The 18,367-nt window shown below is 74.7% G+C and carries 13 protein-coding genes; 9 read left to right on the forward strand and 4 right to left on the reverse strand.

All coding sequences use genetic code 11. The annotated features are described in order from the left end of the window. Window positions 1-177 precede the first annotated feature (177 nt). The 6 genes from ACI79S_RS15065 to ACI79S_RS15090 all read left to right on the forward strand — a co-directional run bounded on the left by ACI79S_RS15065 (window position 178) and on the right by ACI79S_RS15090 (window position 9,270). The gene (locus tag ACI79S_RS15065) at window positions 178-2,265 is read left to right on the forward strand and encodes an acyltransferase family protein (RefSeq protein ID WP_456594253.1); all 2,088 of its coding nucleotides are present in this window, start codon (window positions 178-180) and stop codon (window positions 2,263-2,265) included. A gap of 51 nt (window positions 2,266-2,316) precedes the next feature. Beyond that, window positions 2,317-3,060 carry a type 1 glutamine amidotransferase gene (locus ACI79S_RS15070; protein ID WP_456594254.1) on the forward strand — a complete coding sequence of 248 codons (744 nt, stop codon included), beginning with the start codon at window positions 2,317-2,319 and terminating at the stop codon, window positions 3,058-3,060. After that, complete coding sequence (locus ACI79S_RS15075; protein WP_456594255.1) at window positions 3,057-6,161, forward strand: bifunctional [glutamine synthetase] adenylyltransferase/[glutamine synthetase]-adenylyl-L-tyrosine phosphorylase; 3,105 nt, start codon at window positions 3,057-3,059, stop codon at window positions 6,159-6,161. The genes ACI79S_RS15070 and ACI79S_RS15075 overlap by 4 nt, the downstream gene beginning before the upstream one ends. A gap of 117 nt (window positions 6,162-6,278) precedes the next feature. Beyond that, complete coding sequence (locus ACI79S_RS15080) at window positions 6,279-7,859, forward strand: AMIN-like domain-containing (lipo)protein (RefSeq protein WP_456594256.1); 1,581 nt, start codon at window positions 6,279-6,281, stop codon at window positions 7,857-7,859. A 51-nt stretch (window positions 7,860-7,910) separates the two neighbouring features. Next, window positions 7,911-8,234 (forward strand): CDGSH iron-sulfur domain-containing protein, encoded by a 324-nt coding sequence (locus ACI79S_RS15085; protein ID WP_456594257.1) that lies wholly within the window; start codon window positions 7,911-7,913, stop codon window positions 8,232-8,234. Between the two features lie 121 nt (window positions 8,235-8,355). Next, window positions 8,356-9,270, forward strand: a complete 915-nt coding sequence (locus tag ACI79S_RS15090) for a bile acid:sodium symporter family protein (RefSeq protein WP_456594258.1) — start codon at window positions 8,356-8,358, stop codon at window positions 9,268-9,270. Window positions 9,271-9,283: 13 nt separating this feature from the next. Here the strand turns inward: ACI79S_RS15090 and ACI79S_RS15095 are convergent, their stop codons facing one another. Continuing rightward, entirely contained in the window at window positions 9,284-10,297 is a 1,014-nt protein-coding gene (locus ACI79S_RS15095) for an iron-containing redox enzyme family protein (protein WP_456594259.1), read from the reverse strand. 75 nt (window positions 10,298-10,372) lie between these two features. Between ACI79S_RS15095 and ACI79S_RS15100 the strand changes: the two genes are divergently transcribed. Continuing rightward, entirely contained in the window at window positions 10,373-11,215 is an 843-nt protein-coding gene (locus ACI79S_RS15100) for an SDR family NAD(P)-dependent oxidoreductase (protein WP_456594260.1), read from the forward strand. A gap of 33 nt (window positions 11,216-11,248) precedes the next feature. On the opposite strand, the gene ACI79S_RS15105 is transcribed toward ACI79S_RS15100, so the two are convergent. The 3 genes from ACI79S_RS15105 to glnA form a co-directional block, all read right to left on the reverse strand. Continuing rightward, on the reverse strand, window positions 11,249-13,105 hold the full coding sequence (locus tag ACI79S_RS15105) for a hypothetical protein (protein WP_456594261.1): 1,857 nt from the start codon (window positions 13,103-13,105) through the stop codon (window positions 11,249-11,251). Window positions 13,106-13,440: 335 nt separating this feature from the next. Then, the gene (locus tag ACI79S_RS15110) at window positions 13,441-15,477 is read right to left on the reverse strand and encodes a cutinase family protein (protein WP_456594262.1); all 2,037 of its coding nucleotides are present in this window, start codon (window positions 15,475-15,477) and stop codon (window positions 13,441-13,443) included. Between the two features lie 212 nt (window positions 15,478-15,689). Beyond that, window positions 15,690-17,123, reverse strand: coding sequence for a type I glutamate--ammonia ligase (gene glnA, locus ACI79S_RS15115; RefSeq protein ID WP_456594263.1), 1,434 nt, complete (start codon window positions 17,121-17,123; stop codon window positions 15,690-15,692). 190 nt (window positions 17,124-17,313) lie between these two features. Here glnA and ACI79S_RS15120 point away from each other — a divergent pair, with 190 nt between their 5' ends. Further along, a complete protein-coding gene (locus tag ACI79S_RS15120; protein ID WP_456594264.1) occupies window positions 17,314-17,733 on the forward strand; it encodes an RDD family protein in 420 nt (139 codons plus the stop codon). Between the two features lie 49 nt (window positions 17,734-17,782). Beyond that, window positions 17,783-18,313 carry a GNAT family N-acetyltransferase gene (locus ACI79S_RS15125; RefSeq protein ID WP_456594265.1) on the forward strand — a complete coding sequence of 177 codons (531 nt, stop codon included), beginning with the start codon at window positions 17,783-17,785 and terminating at the stop codon, window positions 18,311-18,313. The last annotated feature ends 54 nt before the right edge of the window (window positions 18,314-18,367 follow it).

Genomic DNA, 18,367 nt, shown 5'->3' on the forward strand with positions numbered 1-18,367 from the left:
CACGGCACCGGGCTCGGTTCGGCCCGGTGCCGGGCAGGGCCGGCCCGTGGCCGGCGTGCCTGCTGTGACGCCCGGTGCGCGCGAACCGTCGCTTCACCCGTCCTGGGGGGGGGGTTCGCAGGCCCTGGAACTGCGTAGTCTCTGCGTCCGGTGGCCAACACGGGGTGGGGTAGCGACGTGGCGACGGACCTGGCGGTCCGCGATTCCGCCATGCCCGAGGACCTGGCCGAGGCCCCCGCGCCGCCGCGCCCGGCGGGACGTCGCCCGGCCCGCCGCCCGGAGGTCGACGGGTTGCGCGCCCTGGCCGTCGGGCTGGTCGTCGTCTACCACGTGTTCACCGGACGGGTCTCCGGCGGCGTCGACGTCTTCCTGGCCCTCACCGGCTTCTTCCTCGTCCACAGCCTCGCCGGCCGGCTCCGGTCCGGCACCTTCGACCCGATCACGCCGATCGCGCGCTCGCTGTCCCGGCTGGCGCCGGCCGCCTTCGTCGTGCTCGGCGCGACGGTCGCGCTCAGCGCGGTCGTGGTGCCGGAGACGCGCTGGCGGGAGATCGTCGAGCACCTGATCGCCTCGGTGACGTTCACCGAGAACCTCCACCTGGTCGACGAGGCCGTCGAGTACGCCGCGAACGACGCCGCGGCGAGCCCGATGCAGCAGTTCTGGTCCCTGTCGATCCAGGTGCAGGTGCTGGTCGCCGTCCCGCTGATCGTCGCCGCCGTCCTCGCCGGGCTGCGGGCGGCCGGCGCCCAGCGGTACGGCCGGCCGCTGGCGGTCGCGCTCGTCGCGGCGGCGACGGCCGCGTCGTTCGCCTGGTCGCTGGCCGCCACGAGCGCCGACCAGCAGGCGGCCTACTTCGCCACGCTGCCCCGGCTCTGGGAGCTCGGTGTCGGCGCGCTGGCTGCGCTGCTGCTCGTCGGCCGCCCGGGTCGCCGCCTGGGCCTGGTGCTCGGCTGGAGCGGCGTGCTCGCGCTCGTGGTGTGCGGCGCGGTCCTCGACGGCGTCCGCACCTTCCCCGGCTGGCAGGCCGCCTGGCCGGTGCTCTGCGCGGTCGCCGTGCTGGTCGCCGCGGACACCGGCGGCCGCTTCGGCGTCCACCGCGTCCTCACCGTGCGGCCGATGCAGTGGCTGGGGCGGCGGGCCTACGTCGTCTACCTGTGGCACTGGCCGCTGCTGGTCCTGCACCTGGTGCACACCGGCCGGCAGAACCCGTCGCCCGTCGGCGCAGTGGGTGTCATCGCGGTCTCCCTCGTGCTGGCGGCGCTCACCCACCGCATGGTGGAGCGGCCGGGCGGGAACCTCCTCCGCTCGCGCCGCCCGGCGTGGGTGCTGGTGCTGGTCGTCGCCTGCGCGGCACCGCTGCTGGCCGGGGGCCTGGCGGTGACCACCTACCTGGACCGCCAGCTGGCCGCGCACGGGCCGGCTCTCGACGACCCGCGCTATCCGGGGGCGCGGGCGCTCACCGCCGCCGACGTGGTCACCGGCGGGGTCGCCGACGTCGAGGCCGTTCCGCCGCTGTCGGTGCTGCGGGACGACTGGGCCTCCCTCGAGGGGGCGTCGTGCCGGGTGGAGACGGTGCGGCGGGAGCCGCTCGACGCCAAGATCGCGGTCTGCATCCAGGGACCGGACGACGCCACCCGCCGGGTCGTGGTGGTGGGCGACTCGCACATGAACCACTGGCTGCCGCCGATGTCCACGATCGCCGCCGAGCGCGGCTGGCAGCTGATCTCGCTGCCGAACCCCGGCTGCAACCTGTCCACCGGTTCGGAGTTCTACCGCCCCACCTCCGCCCGGTACGGCGAGTGCGCCGCGTGGCGGGCCACGGTGGCCGACCGGATCGTCGCCTTCGACCCCGACGTGGTGCTGGCGATGGGCACCCGAATCGACCCCGGGGAGCGGGAGGTCCTCCCGCCCGGTTTCGTCGAGGCGTGGGAGCAGCTCGCCGAGGCCGGTGTCCCCGTCATCGGCATGCGGGACAACCCGCGCAACGACCGCGACGTCCCCGACTGCGTGGCCGAGCTGGGCGACCGGGCGGCGGAGTGCAGCGTCTCGCCCGACGAGGTCTACGACGACCGGGTGCTGCGCGCCGCGCTGCCCGAAGGCGTGCAGCTGCTCGACACCCGTCCGTACTTCTGCACCGAGGAGAGCTGCCCCGCCGTGGTGGGCAACGTCCGGGTCTACATGGACGACGCCCACGTCACCGCGATGTACATGCGCACGGTCGCCCCGCTGCTGGAGCGCGACCTCCTCCGGCTGACCGGTTGGTGACAGCGGCCGTCGGTGCCGGCAACCGGTGAGCGGCGAACTACGCTCGCCCGCGTGACCACCAGCGGCGCCCGCCTGCTCGTCGTCGTCCCGAGCGAGACCGATCCGCCGGCCCGGCTGGGGGAGTGGCTGCGCGAGGCCGGCATGGAGCTCGACGAGCGCCGGCTCGGCCTCGGGGATCAGCTGCCGGACGGCCTCGAGGGCTTCGACGGGCTGCTCGTGCTGGGTGGCCCCCAGTCGTCGCTGGACGACGAGGAGACCAGCCCCGAGCTCGTCGGTGTGCGGCAGCTGCTCGGGCAGGCGCTGGGGGCCGATCTGCCCACCCTCGCCATCTGCCTGGGCGCCCAGCTGCTGGCCCAGGTGGGCGGCGGCCGGACCCGGGTCGGGGTGGAGGGCCCCGAGGTGGGTGCGACGCTGGTGGCCAAGCGGGACGCCGCGGACGCCGACCCCGTGTTCGGGCCGCTGCCGCTGTCGCCGGACGTGATCCAGTGGCACCACGACGAGATCTCCGAGCTGCCGGCCGGGGCCACCCTGCTGGCCGGCAACCCGCACTACCCGCACCAGGCCTACCGGGTCGGCGGGTGCGTCTACGGCCTGCAGTTCCACATCGAGACGACGCCGGAGATGGTCCGGGCCTGGGCCGGCAGCGACCCCGTCGGCGTCGCGGCCTCCCCGCTCGACCAGGAGACGCTGTGCGCCCGGGCCGCCGCGGCCCACGACGACGTGGCCGAGGCGTGGGGCCCGTTCGCCCGACGGTTCGCCGAGCTGGTCCGGACGAGGGCGCAGGTGCGGGCGTGAGCGTGCCGCAGGCGGAGATCCCGCGGCGGGCGGTCGTCCGCCTCGTCCGGTTCGGCTTCGAGGACGGCGAGCGCGCCGCCCGGTTGCTGTCCGACCCGGCGCTGGGCCTGTGGGACCTCGAGCGCAACGAGCCCGCCGACCCCGAGGCCGGGCCGGTCGTGGCCGCCCTCGCCCGGGCAGGGGACCCCGACCTCGCCGTCCGGTCGCTGCACCGGCTGATCGAGGCGCTCGACGCCGAGGACGACACGGGTGGAGCGGCGGCCACGCTGCTGGCCCGGCTGCGTGGCTCGGGGTCCCTCCGCGCCCGCCTGCTGGCCGTCCTGGGCGCGAGCGCCGGGCTGGCCGACCACCTGGCCGCCTACCCGCTGGACTGGGAGGTGCTCGACGACCGGAACGGTCCGAGCCGGCCCACCCCGCACGCGCTGGAGCAGCTGATGCTGACCGCCGTCGGGGCCGACCCGGACGACCCCCCGTGGGGCGTGCGGCTGGGCAGGGGAGCCCCGGACGCCGGCCCCTCGCGCATCGCGGCCCTGCGGCACGCCTACCGCCGGGCGATCCTCTCCCTGGCCGGGCGGGACCTGGGCGACGGCGTGCCGGCGGACGAGGCAGCGGCCGAGCTCGCCGACATCGCTGCCGCCGTGCTCACCGCCGGCCTGGCGCTCGCCGTCGCCGAGCAGCCGGCGGGCGCCGCCGCCTGCCGGCTGGCCGTCATCGCGCTGGGGAAGACCGGCGGGCGGGAGCTGAACTACGTCAGCGACGTCGACGTCGTCTTCGTGGCCGAGCCGGCGGACCCGAGCGACCCGGAGAGCCCGGCGCTCGCCGCCGCGACCCGTGTGGCCGCGTCGCTCATGCGCATCTGCCACGAGGCCGCGTGGGAGGTCGACGCCGCGCTGCGGCCCGAGGGGAAGGCCGGTGCGCTGGTGCGCACGGTCGCCGGGCACGCCGCCTACTACGGCCAGTGGGCCGACACGTGGGAGTTCCAGGCGCTGCTGAAGATGCGGGCGGTGGCCGGCGACCCCCACCTGGGCCGCGCCTACGTCGAGGAGCTGTGGCCGCTGGTCTGGAAGGCCGGCGACCGGCCCGGCTTCGTCGGCCAGGTGCAGGCCATGCGCCGCCGGGTGGAGGCCAACATCCCGCCGGCGCAGGCCGAGCGGGAGCTCAAGCTCGGCCGCGGCGGGCTGCGCGACGTCGAGTTCGCGGTCCAGCTGCTGCAGCTGGTGCACGGCCGGTCGGACCCGAACCTGCGGGTGGGCGGGACCCTGCCGGCGCTCATGGCGCTGTCGGCCGGTGGCTACGTCGGGCGGGACGACGCCGCGACCCTGATCGCCTCCTACCGCTTCCTGCGCACGGTCGAGCACCGGCTGCAGCTGCTCCGGCTGCGGCGCACCCACCTGCTGCCCACCGACGAGCAGCAGCTGCGCTGGCTGGCCCGTTCGATGGGGTACAAGCCCGACCACCGCGGCGACGCCGTCGACGTGCTGCGGGCGGAGCTGGCGCTGCACACCCGCGAGGTGCGGCGGCTGCACGAGAAGCTCTTCTACCGGCCGCTGCTGTCGGCCGTGGCCAAGGTGCCGTCGGAGGCCGCTCAGCTGGGCAGCAAGGCTGCCGGTGACTGGCTGCGGGCGCTCGGCTTCGCCGACCCCGACGGCGCGCTGCGGCACCTGGCGGCCCTCACCGGCGGGGTCTCCCGCTCGGCCTCCATCCAGAAGTACCTGCTGCCGGTGCTGCTGCAGACGTTCGCCTCCTGCCCCAACCCCGACGCCGGGCTGCTGGCCTACCGGCAGGTCAGCGAGGCGCTCGGCGGTAACCAGTGGTACCTGAGGCTGCTGCGCGACGAGGGGCAGGTCGCCGAGCGGCTGGCCCAGCTGCTGGGCTCGAGCCAGTACGTCGCCTCGCTGCTCACCCGCACGCCGGAGGCGCTGCGGCTGCTCGCCGACGACGCCGAGCTCGAGCCGCGGAACGCCGCCACCCTGGCCCGGGCGTGGCGGCAGGCGGCCGGCCGTGCGCCCGACCCGCAGGCCGGGGTGCGGGTCATCCGCGGGCTGCGCCGGCAGGAGCTGCTGCGGATCGCGGCGGCGGACCTGCTCGGCCGGCTCGACGTGCACCGGGTGGGGCAGGCGCTGACCGACGTCGCCGTCGCCACGCTGCAGGCCGGGCTCGACGCCGCGCTGCGGGCGCACGCCCTGGAGTCGCGCGTCGACGTCGCCGATCTGCCGATGGATCTCGCCGTGATCGGCATGGGGCGCCTCGGCGGTGGCGAGCTCGGCTTCGGCTCCGACGCCGACGTGCTGTTCGTCCAGCGGCCCCGGCCGGGAGCGGACGAGGCCAAGGCCTCGGCCGCGGCGAACGCCGTGGCCCACACCCTGCGGCGGCTGCTCGGTGAGCCGGCCCCGGACCCGGCGTTCGAGGTCGACGCCGACCTGCGGCCCGAGGGCCGGCAGGGGGCCCTGGTGCGCAGCCTCCCTGCCTTCCGCGAGTACTACGAGCGCTGGGTGTCGGTGTGGGAGGTGCAGGCGCTGCTGCGCGCCGTCCCGGTGGCCGGTGACGAAGCCCTGGGCGCGGAGTTCGTCGCGCTGGTCGACCCCGTCCGGTACCCCGCCACCGGGCTGTCCGCCGAGCAGGTCGCCGAGATCCGGCGCATCAAGGCGCGGGTGGAGCGCGAGCGGCTGCCCCGCGGGGCCGACCCCGCCACCCACACCAAGCTCGGTCGCGGCGGCCTCGCCGACGTCGAGTGGACCGTCCAGCTGCTCCAGCTGGAGCACGCCGCCACGACCCCGGCGCTCCGGGTGGCCTCCACCGCCGGGGCGCTGACCGCGCTCGCCGAGGAGGGGGTGCTCCCGGCGGAGCAGGCCGAGGCGCTCACCGCGGCGTGGGAGCTCGCCACCCGGGCGCGCAACGCGATCTTCCTGGTGCGCGGGCGCCCCAGCGACCAGCTGCCGAGGCCGGGGCTGGAGCTGGGCGGCGTCGCCCGGGCGTGCGGGTACGGCGCGGACGACGACCCGGGCCGGTTCCTCGACGACTACCGCCGAACCACCCGGCACGCCCGGGCCGTGGTCGAGCAGGTCTTCTACGGGCAGCCGCCGTCGGGGGCGGGGCCGTGACCGGAGCCGCACCGGTACATGACGATCCGGTTGCATCGGGACGGTGAGGGTTCGCTGCCGGGAGCGACGGCAAGGGCACGGAGGTGACCTGACGCCGAGACGAAGGCAGGAACTGCGATGCGTTTCCTACCCGCTGGAGTCTGCGCGGCTCTGCTCCTGACTGCCTGCACCGCGGACGGTGGCAGCTCCGACGACGACACCGCCGCGACCGCCTCGCCGACCGCCTCGCCGACGGCGACGCCGACCTCGACGGCGCTGAGCGACGACCGGGCCGTCGAACCGGTCGGCGACCCGGGTACCGCCGCGGTGCAGGGTGGTGGTTTCCCCGATGCCGGCCGACCGGTCGCCCACCTGGCCGATGTGCGGGCCGCCGGGCACGACGGCTTCGACCGGGTGGTCCTGGAGTTCGAGGGCGACCGGGTGCCGAGCTACCGGGTGTCCTACGTCGAGCCGCCCGTGACGCAGGACGCCTCGGGGCGGCCGGTGGAGATCGAGGGCAACGCCTTCCTGGAGGTCCGGACCACCCCGGCCAGCACCGTCGACCTGTCCGGCGAGCGCCCCCAGCAGGTGTACGAGGGCGCCGACCGGATCGAGCCGCCGGGTGGGTCCGTGGTCACGGAGGTGGTCCAGACCGGGGACTTCGAGGCGAACATGGCGTGGACGGTCGGCCTGCAGGAGCGGGCGCCGTTCGGCGTGGCCACCTTCTCGGACCCGCCGCGCCTGGTGGTCGACGTCCGTCACCCGTCGGACGACGGGCAGGACGACACGTTGCAGCCGGTCGGCGACGGCGACACCGCCGAGTCCATCGCCGCGGGCGACGGGCCGCTCGTCGCTCTCACCGACGTGCGGCTCGGGGCCCACGAGGGGTTCGACCGGATCGTCTTCGAGGTCGCCGGTGAGGGCGAGGCCGGCTGGCGGGTCGGCTACACCGACGAGCCACGCGCCCAGGGGTCCGGAGCCCCGGTGGAGGTGCCCGGTGAGGCAGTCCTCGGCATCACGCTGACCAACATCGCGCTGCCGTTCGACGCGCCCGAGGGCGTGCAGCCCTGGGAGGGGCCCGACCAGCAGTCGATCGCCGGGGCGACCGTGCTGGACACCCTCGTCGAGGACACCCTCTTCGAGGGCCACTACACCTTCTTCGCCGGGGTGGACCGGGAACGGCCGTTCGCGGTCGGGCTGCTGAACTCGCCGCAGCGGATCGTGGTCGACATCCTCGCGGAGGAGCCGGCTGCGCCGGTCGCGCTGTCGCAGCGCTGCGAGAGCCCCGCGGGGTTCGCCCTGTCCTATCCGGAGTCGTGGTCGGTGAACCCGGGGGACACGGTCCCCGCGTGCACGCGGTTCGCGCCCGACCCGTTCACCGTGCCGCCCGGCACCGACGCCCGGGTGGGCGCGGTGACCGCCTCGGTCGAGCCCGCGCCGTTCGACCGGGTCGCGGACCCCGGGGGCGCGGAGGAGCTGAGCCGGACCGAGACCACCGTCGGCGGCCGGCCGGCGGTGCGGATGGAGCGGGTCTCCTCGGGTGAGGGCCTCTGGCCGGAGGGGGTGCGGACCACCAGCTACGTCGTCGACCTCGGCGAGGGGGACGACGGCCCGCGCACCCTCGTGGTCAACACGGTGGGCCTGCCGCAGTTCGACTACGCGCGCAACGTCCGGGTCCTGGACCGCATGGTCGAGACGCTGGAGTTCACCGAGACCTGATCCGCTGGGCCGGCACCGTGTAGCCCGGAGCCGGCAGGGCATGCTGGAGGCGTGTCGCGACCACCGTCGGCCGAGCCCGAGCCCCCTGAGGACACCGCCGGCACCGATCCCGGCGGCGGGCCGGCCGACGGGGCCACGATCACGCCCTACCGCGACGGACCGCTGATCGTGCGCGGCAGCTTCCGGCTGCTGGACCAGGACGGCGCCGAGATCGACCCGGGGCGCGACACCATCGCGCTCTGCCGGTGCGGGAAGTCCGGCATCAAACCGTTCTGCGACGGGTCCCACAAGCGCTCGGGCTTCTCCGCGCCGAGCGCGCCGAGCAGGCCGCGACCGGCTGCGCGGATCCTCCGGGACGGGCGCCGGGAGGACTGATTCCGCACCCCCGCCGGGTGCTCTGCGGCGAGGACGGTTGCCGGATGTGACCGGCATCGCACAGGATGCGCGCAACGTGCTGCCCGGCGGGCTCCCCGGCCGGTGCCCGAACGGAGGACCGATGGATTCCGCGCTCACCGCTGTCGCGCTGCCCCTGGCGCTGGCCGTCGTCATGTTCGGCCTGGGGCTCTCGCTCACCCCCGGCGACTTCACCCGCATCGCCCGGCAGCCGAAGGCGGTGGTGATCGCGCTGGCCCTGCAGCTGCTGGCGCTGCCGGTGATCTGCTTCGGGTTGGTGCTCCTCTTCGACCTCCCCCCGCTGCTGGCGGTGGGCATGCTGCTGCTCGCGGCCTCCCCGGGAGGCACCACGGCCAACCTGTTCAGCCACCTCTACCGGGGTGACGTCGCACTGAACATCAGCCTCACCGCGCTGAACTCGGTGATCGCCGTCGTCACCCTGCCGGTGGTCACCAACCTGGCGATCGGCTTCTTCGAGCCGGCCGGCGGCGGCAGCCTGGGCCTGCAGTTCGGCAAGACGCTGCAGGTCTTCGCGATCGTGCTCGTCCCGGTGGCCCTCGGCATGCTGGTGCGCCGGTCGGCCCCGGCCTTCGCCGACCGCTCGGACAAGCCGGTGCGCGCCCTGTCGGCGTTGGTCCTCGCGCTGGTCATCGTCGGCACGATGGTGGCCGAGCGGGAGAACGTCGGCGGCTACCTGCGCGACGTCGGGCTGCCGGCGCTGATCTTCTGCCTCTGCAGCCTCGCGATCGGGTTCGCCGTGCCGCGCCTGTTCGGCATCGGCCGGGCGCAGGCGATCGCCAGTTCCTTCGAGATCGGCGTGCACAACAGCACCCTGGCGATCGCGGTCGCCGTCAGCGTGCTCGGCAGCGTCGAGCTGGCCGTGCCGGCCGCGGTCTACGGGGTGCTGATGTTCCCCGTCGCCGCGACGTTCGGCTGGGCGATCACCCGGAACCGTGCCGCCGCTCCGGGCCGGGACGACCCCGCGGGCGTCGGCGAGGTGACCGGCCGCTCCCGGTAGGCGGGGCGACCGGTCAGGCCGCCAGCGCCGATCGCTGGAACAGGCTCGACCGGCCGGCCTCCCACGCGCCCAGCAGGTGGTGGGCCGCCAGCCCGTCCATGGCCAGCGAGCTGGCCGCCCCGAACAGCACGTCGGCGGCCAGCTCCGGTTCGGCGGCGACCAGGGAGCCGCACATGTCCACCGAGGCGATCTGCTCGTGCACGGCGTCGGCCTCCACGTGCTCGTCGTAGAAGACGGTGGTCCGCTCGTCGAACCCCAGCCGGCGCAGCCCCGCCGAGTACCGCCGGCTGGGCTCGGAGGAGGTCATCTCCACGGTCGCCAGGTGCCCCAGGGCGGCCGCGCGCCAGCGGCGGTGCAGCCCGAACAACGACATGGTGTTGACCGAGGCGAAGGCCACGGCGGGCGCGTCGTCCCACAGCGCCCCGTAGCCGGCGTCGAGCCCCAGGTCGCGCATCAGCCCGGCGAACAGCTCGCTGTGCATCCGCTCCGCCGAGCCACCGCCGTATTCGTCGGCCTGGATCTCGACCATGGCGGCCTTCGTCCGCCCGCTCAGCCGGGGGATGGCGAACGTGTGCGGGTCGGCCTCCTTGAGGTGGTAGACCGACCGGAGGACCAGGTACTCCCGCCACTGCTCCAGCGTGCCCTGCTTGGCCATGTAGGCCGACAGCGACGGCCCGTCGTCCGCCGCGATCAGGGCGGTCAGCTGCCGGTCGATCGGCTCACCGGTGACCGCCACCTCGCCGACCAGCCGGCGCAGCGCGGCGAGGTGCCGCCGTTCCAGCCCCGCGCGCAGCCGGAGCAGCTCCGGGTCCCACTCCCAGTGCTCCGGGACACCGTCGAAGCCGCGGAAGTGCAGTTCGTAGCAGATCGCGAGGGCCAACTGCAGGTCGTCGTCGGCGAGGGCCTCGGCGTGGCCCGGCTCCAGGCGCTCGGCGCACTCCTGCGTCGCGGCCGACAGGTCGGCGCGGGTGGCGAGGTCGCGCGCGAGGGCGTCGCTGAGGGGGCCCCGGGGTTCGGGCAGGCGCATGATCGTGAGCATGCCCAACGAACGCCGGTTCGAAGCGCCGGTCGGTGTGATGTCCCCCGCGGGTAGGCCCGGGCCATGACCAGCCTGGCCGAGCGCGTCGTCCTCGTCACCGGCGGCAGCGCCGGTATCGGTCGCGCCACCGTCGCCCGGCTCGCCGCGGACGGCGCGCGGGTGGTGACCTGCGCCCGGGACGGCGAGCGGCTGCGGGCGACGGTGGCCGGGCTGCCCGGGGTCACCGCCACGGAGGCCGACGTCGCCGCCGCCGCGGACCGGGCCGGGCTGGTCGACCGGGTGCTGGCCGAGCACGGCCGGCTTGACGCGGTCGTCCACAACGCCGGCCTCGGCTGGGCCGGCCTGCTGGAGGACATGCCCGGGGAGGTGGTCGACGGCGTGGTCGCCACCAACCTGGTCGCGGTCGTCGAGCTGACCCGGCTGGCGCTCCCGCACCTCCTGCGGTCGGCCGCCGAGGGGGGCCGTGCCGACGTCGTGATCGTCTCCTCGGTCGCCGCCTGGTCGCAGGTGCCGCCGCTGACGGTGTACTCGGCGACGAAGGCCGGGGTGCAGGGCTTCGCGTCGGGGCTGCGACGGGAGGTCACCGCCCGGGGTGTCCGCGTGCACACGGTGAACCCGTTCTTCGTGTCGACCGAGTGGCTGGCCCGCGGCCACGGGCACGCCCCGGTGTCGGACGCCGACGCGCGCGGGCGGTTGTCCCGCGGCATCGCGCCCGAACGGGTCGCCGACCGGGTGGCCGGGTGCCTGACCTCGGCCCGGGCGCGGACGATCTCGGTCCCCCGCTGGTCGGGGCTGGCCCGGCTGGGGGAGCTGCCCCCGGTGGACCGCCTGCTGGACCGGGTGCTGTCGGCCAACGCCGGCCGCATCCGGGCGGCGGCGGAGCGAGCGGTGCGCCGCCGGGTGTGAGCCGGCTGCGAACCCGGGCGGTGCTCCGAAGGGTCAGAAGTCGGGCTCCACGAGGCCGACCAGGCCGGTGTCGATGCAGACGGCGAGGTCCGACTCGCGGCTGGTGACGTGGAGCGAGCTCCCCGAGCCGGAGAGCCGCACGAAGACGCTGTTCGCGCCGGCGCTCACCGGGACCCGCACGGTCTCGCCCTCGTCCAGGGAGACGTCGATCTCCCCGTCCTCGCTGGCCACGTAGTTCAGCTGGACGGTCCACCCCAGGGACATGAGCGGTCCGTTCAAGGGGACGGCGGTACGGGCGGGGCCCTCGACCAGGTGGCCGCAGTCGGGCACCGGCCCGAGGAAGAGCTCACGCTCGTCGGTGACCCGCGCCGCCACGAGCCGGCCCGCGCCGTCGAGCATCAGCAGCTCCGGCGTGGTGGGGGCGGTCGGCACCCCCACCGGCGCGAAGACCCGGGACACCGTGTTGTACGGATAGGCCACCGGCCACACGACGTCCATGGGCACAGCGGCGTCGAGCAGCGGCACGTCGAGCACTGCCAGCGACTCCGTGGCGGTGGTCAGGTAGTCCCGGGTACGGGTGTTGTCGAGCTGCTGGGTGTAGGTGAGCGTCGACCACAGCGTGGCGCCGAGGAACACCGCCAGCGCGACGACACCGATGTCGCGGCGCTCGGTCCCGTCGAGCACGGCGTGCCGGCCGTCGTCCTTGGCCGGCGCCCGGACGACCAGGGCGAGGGCCACGGCGACCACCACCGCGATGTCGGAGAGGTCCCGCAGCCCCAGCACCAGCTCCGCCGGCGCGGCCGGGTTGAGCTGCCGCAGGACGAGCAGCACCACGGTGCCGACGACGTAGGCGGCGACCAGCCACCACACGACGCCCGCGCCACGGCTGCGCCAGGAGCTCAGCGCCACCACGAGCAGTGCGGCGACGGCCGCCGCGACGACGACCGCCGTCGGTGGCGATGCCCAGGCGTTCTCGGTCCAGAAGAGCGGCCCACCGAGGAGACCGGGCAGCACGCCGTGGAAGATCCCGAGCCCGACGGCGTCGACGCCCGTGGCCACCGAGCCGGCCCGGTCCGGGGAGAGGACCAGGGGGCCGGCCACCGAGGAGAACTGCCAGAACCAGAGCACGGCCACGGCCAGCAGGCCGCCCCACAGCCAGAGCCCGCGCCGCAGGGCCGTGAGCACCGGCGCCGTGCTGCCCGACTGGCCGGCCACGACGGCCGTCACCGCGAACGCCACGAGCGGGACGACGAGCGAGCGCTCGGTGAACGCCAGGCCGGCGGCGAACGCCAGGGTGCCGGTGAGGGCGTGCAGGAGGCGCCCGGTGCGGGCCATCTGCAGGGCGTCGCCGCACGTCCAGGCCAGCGCCGCGTGCAGGGGGAGGGTGAGCACCGCCGTCGACCAGGAGGAGAAGGCCGCGAGGGTCAGCGGTGCGAACAGGTACAGGCCGAGGGCGATCAGCGTCACCGGCCGGTCACCGAGCAGCAGGCGCAGCAGGCGCCAGACGGCGAGGGACGCCACGAGCTGCAGCACGACGATGCCCGCGACGACGGCCCCCCATCGCAACGGGGCCAGCGAGGTGAGCGCCTCGGTCAGCAGCAGGCCGCCCGGCATCACCTGCCGCTCGTGAGCGCCCAGCAGGAAGTCCGCCGACAGGGATGTCGAGGCGGTCCGACCCATGAGGATCAGGTCGTCCTGGCCGAAGTACCCGGACGCCGCCACCCAGCCGCGCACGAGCAGCTGCACGGCGACCAGCGCCCCGCCGAGCAGGAAGATGCGCCGGGGGTCGGACCAGGCCGGCGCCCGGTGGCTCCCGTCCGCCCCCTCGGGCGGGGCGCCCTCGGCTGCCGAGGCCGCCGTGGCACCCGCCTCCTGCTGAACCTCGGTCACGCCGCCCCGCCTCTCGTCGCCGGCGGTGATCGTAGACGTACGTGAGCCGTTCTCCCCTCGGATCGGCCCGCTCAGCAGCGCTTTGGCCCAGGACGGGTGAACCCGGTGCTCGCCGGCGTCGAGCGACAGTCCTGTCATCATCCGCCCGCGAGCGGTTCCCCGTCGGGACCCGCTGAGCGCTGCGGGGAGGGGAGCGGAGGTGCCGTTCGAGGTCGGGGAGATCGTGGTCCGGCGGCTGGACGCCGAGTGGTGGGTGTCGTCGAGCCGCTGGTGCACCGCTCCGGAGGACGCCGGTTCGATGCGGACCTGAGCCCGGCGCCGCCACCGGCGGTGGCTCAGGTGGAGGCGAGGAACCGGTCGAGCGCCTCCGCGATCTGGCGGTGCCCGGTCGGTGTCGGGTGGACGCCGTCGCCCGACATGCCGAAGTCCGGCAACGCGGAGAGATCGGCGAACGCGTACCCCTGGTCGGCCGCCACGTCGGCCATGGCCTGCAGGTAGGCGTCCCAGGCGGCGACGGAGACGTCGGTGCGCCGCGGGTACCCGACGATCAGGACCGACGGGTCGGGGCCGGCGTCCGGCCCGCGGAGGTGGCCGATGGTCTCGGTGAGGTAGTCGCGGAACTGGGCGGCGGTGAACCCGGCGACGACGTCGTTGTAGCCGAGCGCCACCACGACCAGGTGCGGCGCGGCCGCGGCGACCGCCTGGCCGTGCTGCGGCGCGGTCGGCCGGTTGGCGTAGTCCTCGGCCTGCCAGCCCGAGTGGCCGGCCTCCCACAGGCGGACGCCGGTGGCCTCGTCGCCGTCGTACACGCTGATGCCCTCGACCAGCACGGTGCGGCCGCTGGTGTTGGTCAGGGTGACCGTGTGCGAGCCAGGGGGCAGTGGGGGAGAGGTCCAGCTGCCGCCGTCGCTCGGGGTGTTGCCACCACCGGCGGTCGGGACGGGGATGCCTGCCGCGCCGTCGATGGAGACGGTGATCGTCCCGGTGTTGAGGCTGCTCGCGTAGTGCAGCTCGAACGAGGTGCCGGTGAAGCCGGCGGTCATCGAGTTGCCCGCGCCGGAGGGCATGTGGTTGGCCCGCATCCCGAAGCCGTACTGGGAACCGAGGGTGGACGCGCCGCCGAAGGAGAAGCGGTCGACCATGCCGCCGGCGGCGTAGTAGGCGGGGACGTAGCCCTCGCCGCCGGTGACACCGGGCGGCTGGTGGCGGGCCCGCAGGAGCCCGAGCAGGTGGTCGACCCAGCGGTTGCCCTTGCCCACGTCACGACCCTCGGTGACGGAGTCGCCGACGACGACGACATCGAGCGGGCCGCGCCCGGCGGCGCTGTCGGCACGGGCCGCGTGGAAGGCGGCGAGCGCTTCGGTCCCGCCCGACGGGGGCGTGGTCGCGGGGGCGGTGGTGGTGGTCGTGGGTGGCGTGGTCGTGGGGGTGGTGGTGGTGGTCGGTGCCGTGGTGGTCGGCGCCGAGGAGATGGGTGTGGGGGTGGGGGACGGCGCCGGGGTGAAGGACGCGGCGATCTCCCTCGCTGCCTGCAGCATCAGGGCGCGGTAGCCGGTCCCGGTGTGGATCTGCGACGCCTCCTTGAGCGCCGCCAGGGACGGGGAGACGCCCCGCTGCAGGAGGCGCACCGGGTCGAAGTCGCAGGCGACGTCCCTGGCGAGGCAGAGATCGAAGACCGGGGACGTCGTCACCACGTCCGGTCCGCCCGGCTGCAGGGCCGTGCGGACGCCCTGCGCGGTGGCGGGCGCGGTGCCGCGGCGCGTGGCGGCGGTCTGGCCCACCCGGTCTCCGTCGGCGACGAGGACGCTGGCGCTGATGCGCGACAGCAGCCCCGCCCGACCGTCGTCCGTGAGACGGGCCATGACCTGGTGCACCACCATGGCGCCCTGCGAGTACCCGGCCAGGACGAAGCCCGTGCCCGGGCACCGGGTGTGCAGCCCGACCATCTGGTCGACGGCGGAGCTGACGCCCTGGTCGACGCTGCGCGTGTAGGCCCCGAGGCGTTCGGTGGCGTAGCGCTCCATCGCCGGCGCCCGCCGGGCCGGATCCGCCAGCGCGGTCAGCTCGGCCCGCGTCGGCGTCAGGACGGTGACCGACGTGGGGGAGTGGGTGACCGCCACGTCGGCGATCACCAGCCCGCTGCCGTGCCTGGCCCTGAGCTCGCGCTCGAGCCCGTCGGCGAAGTAGTCGGCGTTCGTCCCCATCCCGCGGTTGGCCGTGGTGACCGGCTCCGTGGATCCTCGGGCACCCACGATCGCCACGTCCGGGCAGGCATCGGCCGTCGCGCCGGTCGCCAGCGTCACGGCGACGGAGGAGGTGAGCAGGGCGACGACGCTGCCGATCGTCAGCGCGCTCCGACGTACACGTCCCACGACACGACCCCCGTGACCGGGATGGCCACCGGCGTCGGGGAGCCCGCCGCCGGATGCACATCCGCCTGACGGTTCCGGACGCTACGCCGCAGCGCGGACGGGGGCTACGGTCTCGCGCCCGGGCCGTGGCGGGACCGCGACTGACCGTCGTCGGGACGCACCGCGGCCCCCGACCTCCAGGAGGTCGGGGGCCGCGGCGTCAGCAGGCGAGATCAGATGTCGTAGTACATGGCGAACTCGTGCGGGTGCGGGCGGAGGCGGATCGGGTCGATCTCGTTCTCCCGCTTGTACTCGATCCACGTCTCGATCAGGTCGGGCGTGAAGACGCCGCCGTCGATCAGGTACTCGTGGTCGACCTCGAGCCGGTCGAGGACGGCGTCCAGCGACGCGGGCACCTTGTCGATGCCCAGGGCCTCCTCGGGCGGCAGCTCGTAGAGGTCCTTGTCCACGGGGGCCGGCGGCTCGATCTTGTTCTTGATGCCGTCGAGGCCGGCCATCAGCATCGCCGAGAAGGCGAGGTACGGGTTGGCCGACGGGTCGGGCACGCGGAACTCGATGCGCTTGGCCTTGGGGTTGTCGCCCGAGATCGGGATGCGGCAGCAGGCCGAGCGGTTGCGGGCCGAGTAGACCAGGTTGATCGGGGCCTCGTAGCCGGGCACCAGGCGGTGGTAGCTGTTCACCGTCGGGTTGGTGAAGGCCAGCAGCGACGGGGCGTGGGCCAGCAGGCCACCGATGTAGTGGCGGGCGGTGTCGGACAGCCCCGCGTACCCGGTCTCGGCGTGGAAGAGCGGTGCGCCGTCCTTCCAGAGGCTCTGGTGGCAGTGCATGCCCGAGCCGTTGTCACCGAACAGCGGCTTGGGCATGAAGGTGGCGGTCTTGCCGGCGGCCCACGCGGTGTTCTTCACGACGTACTTGAACAGCATCAGGCTGTCGGCCGAGCGCAGCAGCGTGTCGAACTTGTAGTTGATCTCCGCCTGGCCGCCGGTGCCCACCTCGTGGTGCCCGCGCTCGAGCTCGAGCCCGACACCGATGAGGTTCCGCATGATGTCGGCGCGCAGGTCGCTCTGCTGGTCGTAGGGCTCGACCGGGAAGTAGCCGCCCTTGGGGCGAGCCTTGTACCCGCGGTTCGGGCTGCCGTCGAGCTCGGTGCGAGCTCCGGTGCGCCAGGAGCCCTCCTCCGAGTCGATGTGGTAGTAGCCCTCGTTGATCGAGGTGTCGTACCGCACCGAGTCGAAGACGTAGAACTCGGCCTCGGGGCCGAAGTACGCGGTGTCGGCGATGCCGCTGGCGGCCAGGTAGGCCTCGGCCTTCTTCGCCACGTTCCGCGGATCGCGGCTGTAGGCCTCGCGCGTGATCGGGTCGTGGATGAAGAAGTTGACGTTCAGCGTCTTGTGCTTGCGGAACGGGTCCACGAAGGCGCTGTTGGCGTCGGGCAGCAGCAGCATGTCCGACTCGTTGATCGCCTGGAACCCGCGGATCGAGGAGCCGTCGAAGCCCAGGCCCTCGCTGAAGGTGTCCTCACCGAACGTCGATGCCGGGATGGTGAAGTGCTGCATGACGCCGGGCAGGTCGCAGAAGCGGACGTCGACGAACTCGACATCGTTGTCGCGGATGTAGGCGGCGACCTCGTCGGGACTGGTGAACATCGATCCTCCGGGTGTGGGCTGACTGCCGAACGGCACGCTACGAGCGGGGAGTTGCCCCGCCGTGTCCCGAGTGTTTCGGGGCGGTAACAACGCGCCGGGCGTGTCGCAGGCCACGGCCACCCTTCAAGGGCCCGCGCCGAGCGGAGCGAGGCGTGGGGGGAAGGGTGGTCCTTTCACTACGCTGGTGGTCATGGTCAGTGATACGGGTCAACCCTCTCAGGCCCCCGCCCGCGGTGCCTCCCTGGGGTTGCCGGCCACCGGGTCGGATTCGCTGGCCCCGTTCACCCGGCGGGTCGGCGGCTACCTCGTCGACGCCGGCGGATCCGCGCTGATCGCCTGGGGGTTCACCGCCCCGGAGGCCCCGGGCAACTGGAGCCTGCTGGTGTTCGGCGTCCTGACCGTCGTCACCCTGGTGCTGTTCGGCCAGACCCCGGGGCACCGGGTCCTCGGCATGCGGCTGGCCCACCCGAGGCCCGGGGCGCGGCTCGCGCCGTGGCGGGCGGTGGTCCGCACCGCCCTGCTGATGCTGCTGGTGCCGGCGCTGCTGGTCGACGCCGACGGCCGCGGCCTGCACGACCGGCTCACCGGCACGGCCGTCGTGCTCGACTGACCCCTGAATCCGGTGGGCCGGCGGCGCCGGGGAGCAGCACACTGCGGCGGTGATCGTCCGCCGCGAACGCCCCGCCGACCACGCCTCCGTGCACGCCCTGCACAGGGCCGCCTTCGCCGGCACGGGCACCGGAGCCGCCCGCGCGGGAGGAGAAGCGCCCGAGGCCCGTCTCGTGGCGGAGCTCCGCGAGGACGCGGGCTTCCTCCCGCACCTGTCCCTCGTCGCCGAGGACGACGGGGAGGTCGTGGGGCACGTCCTCGCGACCCGGGGCCGGCTGGAGCCGTACGGCACGCCGGTGCTGGGCCTCGGGCCGATCGGCGTCCGACCGGACCGGCAGGGCCGGGGGATCGGGAGCGCGCTGGTGCACGCGCTGGTGGCGGTGGCCGAGGCCGCCGACGAGTGGCTGGTCGCGCTGCTCGGCGCCCCGGCCTACTACCGGCGGTTCGGCTTCGTGCCGGCGTCCGGGCTCGGGATCGACCCGCCCGACCCGGCCTGGGGCGAGCACTTCCAGGCGCGGCTGCTCCGCGGCGACCCGCTGGGCGGCACCTTCCGGTACGCCGATCCCTTCACGAGGCTGTGACGGGGAGGGTGGCGCCGGACGCAGCGGGGCCCCGTCCGGCTCGGACGGGGCCCC

It is taken from the genome of Blastococcus sp. SYSU DS1024 (assembly GCF_054050795.1).

Bases quoted from the DNA above. Each gene is read 5' to 3' on its own strand.
- ACI79S_RS15080 (WP_456594256.1), top strand. From the start codon at position 6,279: ATGCGTTTCCTACCCGCTGGAGTCTGCGCGGCTCTGCTCCTGACTGCC.
- ACI79S_RS15090 (WP_456594258.1), top strand. From the start codon at position 8,356: ATGGATTCCGCGCTCACCGCTGTCGCGCTGCCCCTGGCGCTGGCCGTC.
- ACI79S_RS15095 (WP_456594259.1), bottom strand. From the start codon at position 10,297: ATGCGCCTGCCCGAACCCCGGGGCCCCCTCAGCGACGCCCTCGCGCGC.
- ACI79S_RS15100 (WP_456594260.1), top strand. From the start codon at position 10,373: ATGACCAGCCTGGCCGAGCGCGTCGTCCTCGTCACCGGCGGCAGCGCC.
- glnA (WP_456594263.1), bottom strand. From the start codon at position 17,123: ATGTTCACCAGTCCCGACGAGGTCGCCGCCTACATCCGCGACAACGAT.
- ACI79S_RS15120 (WP_456594264.1), top strand. From the start codon at position 17,314: ATGGTCAGTGATACGGGTCAACCCTCTCAGGCCCCCGCCCGCGGTGCC.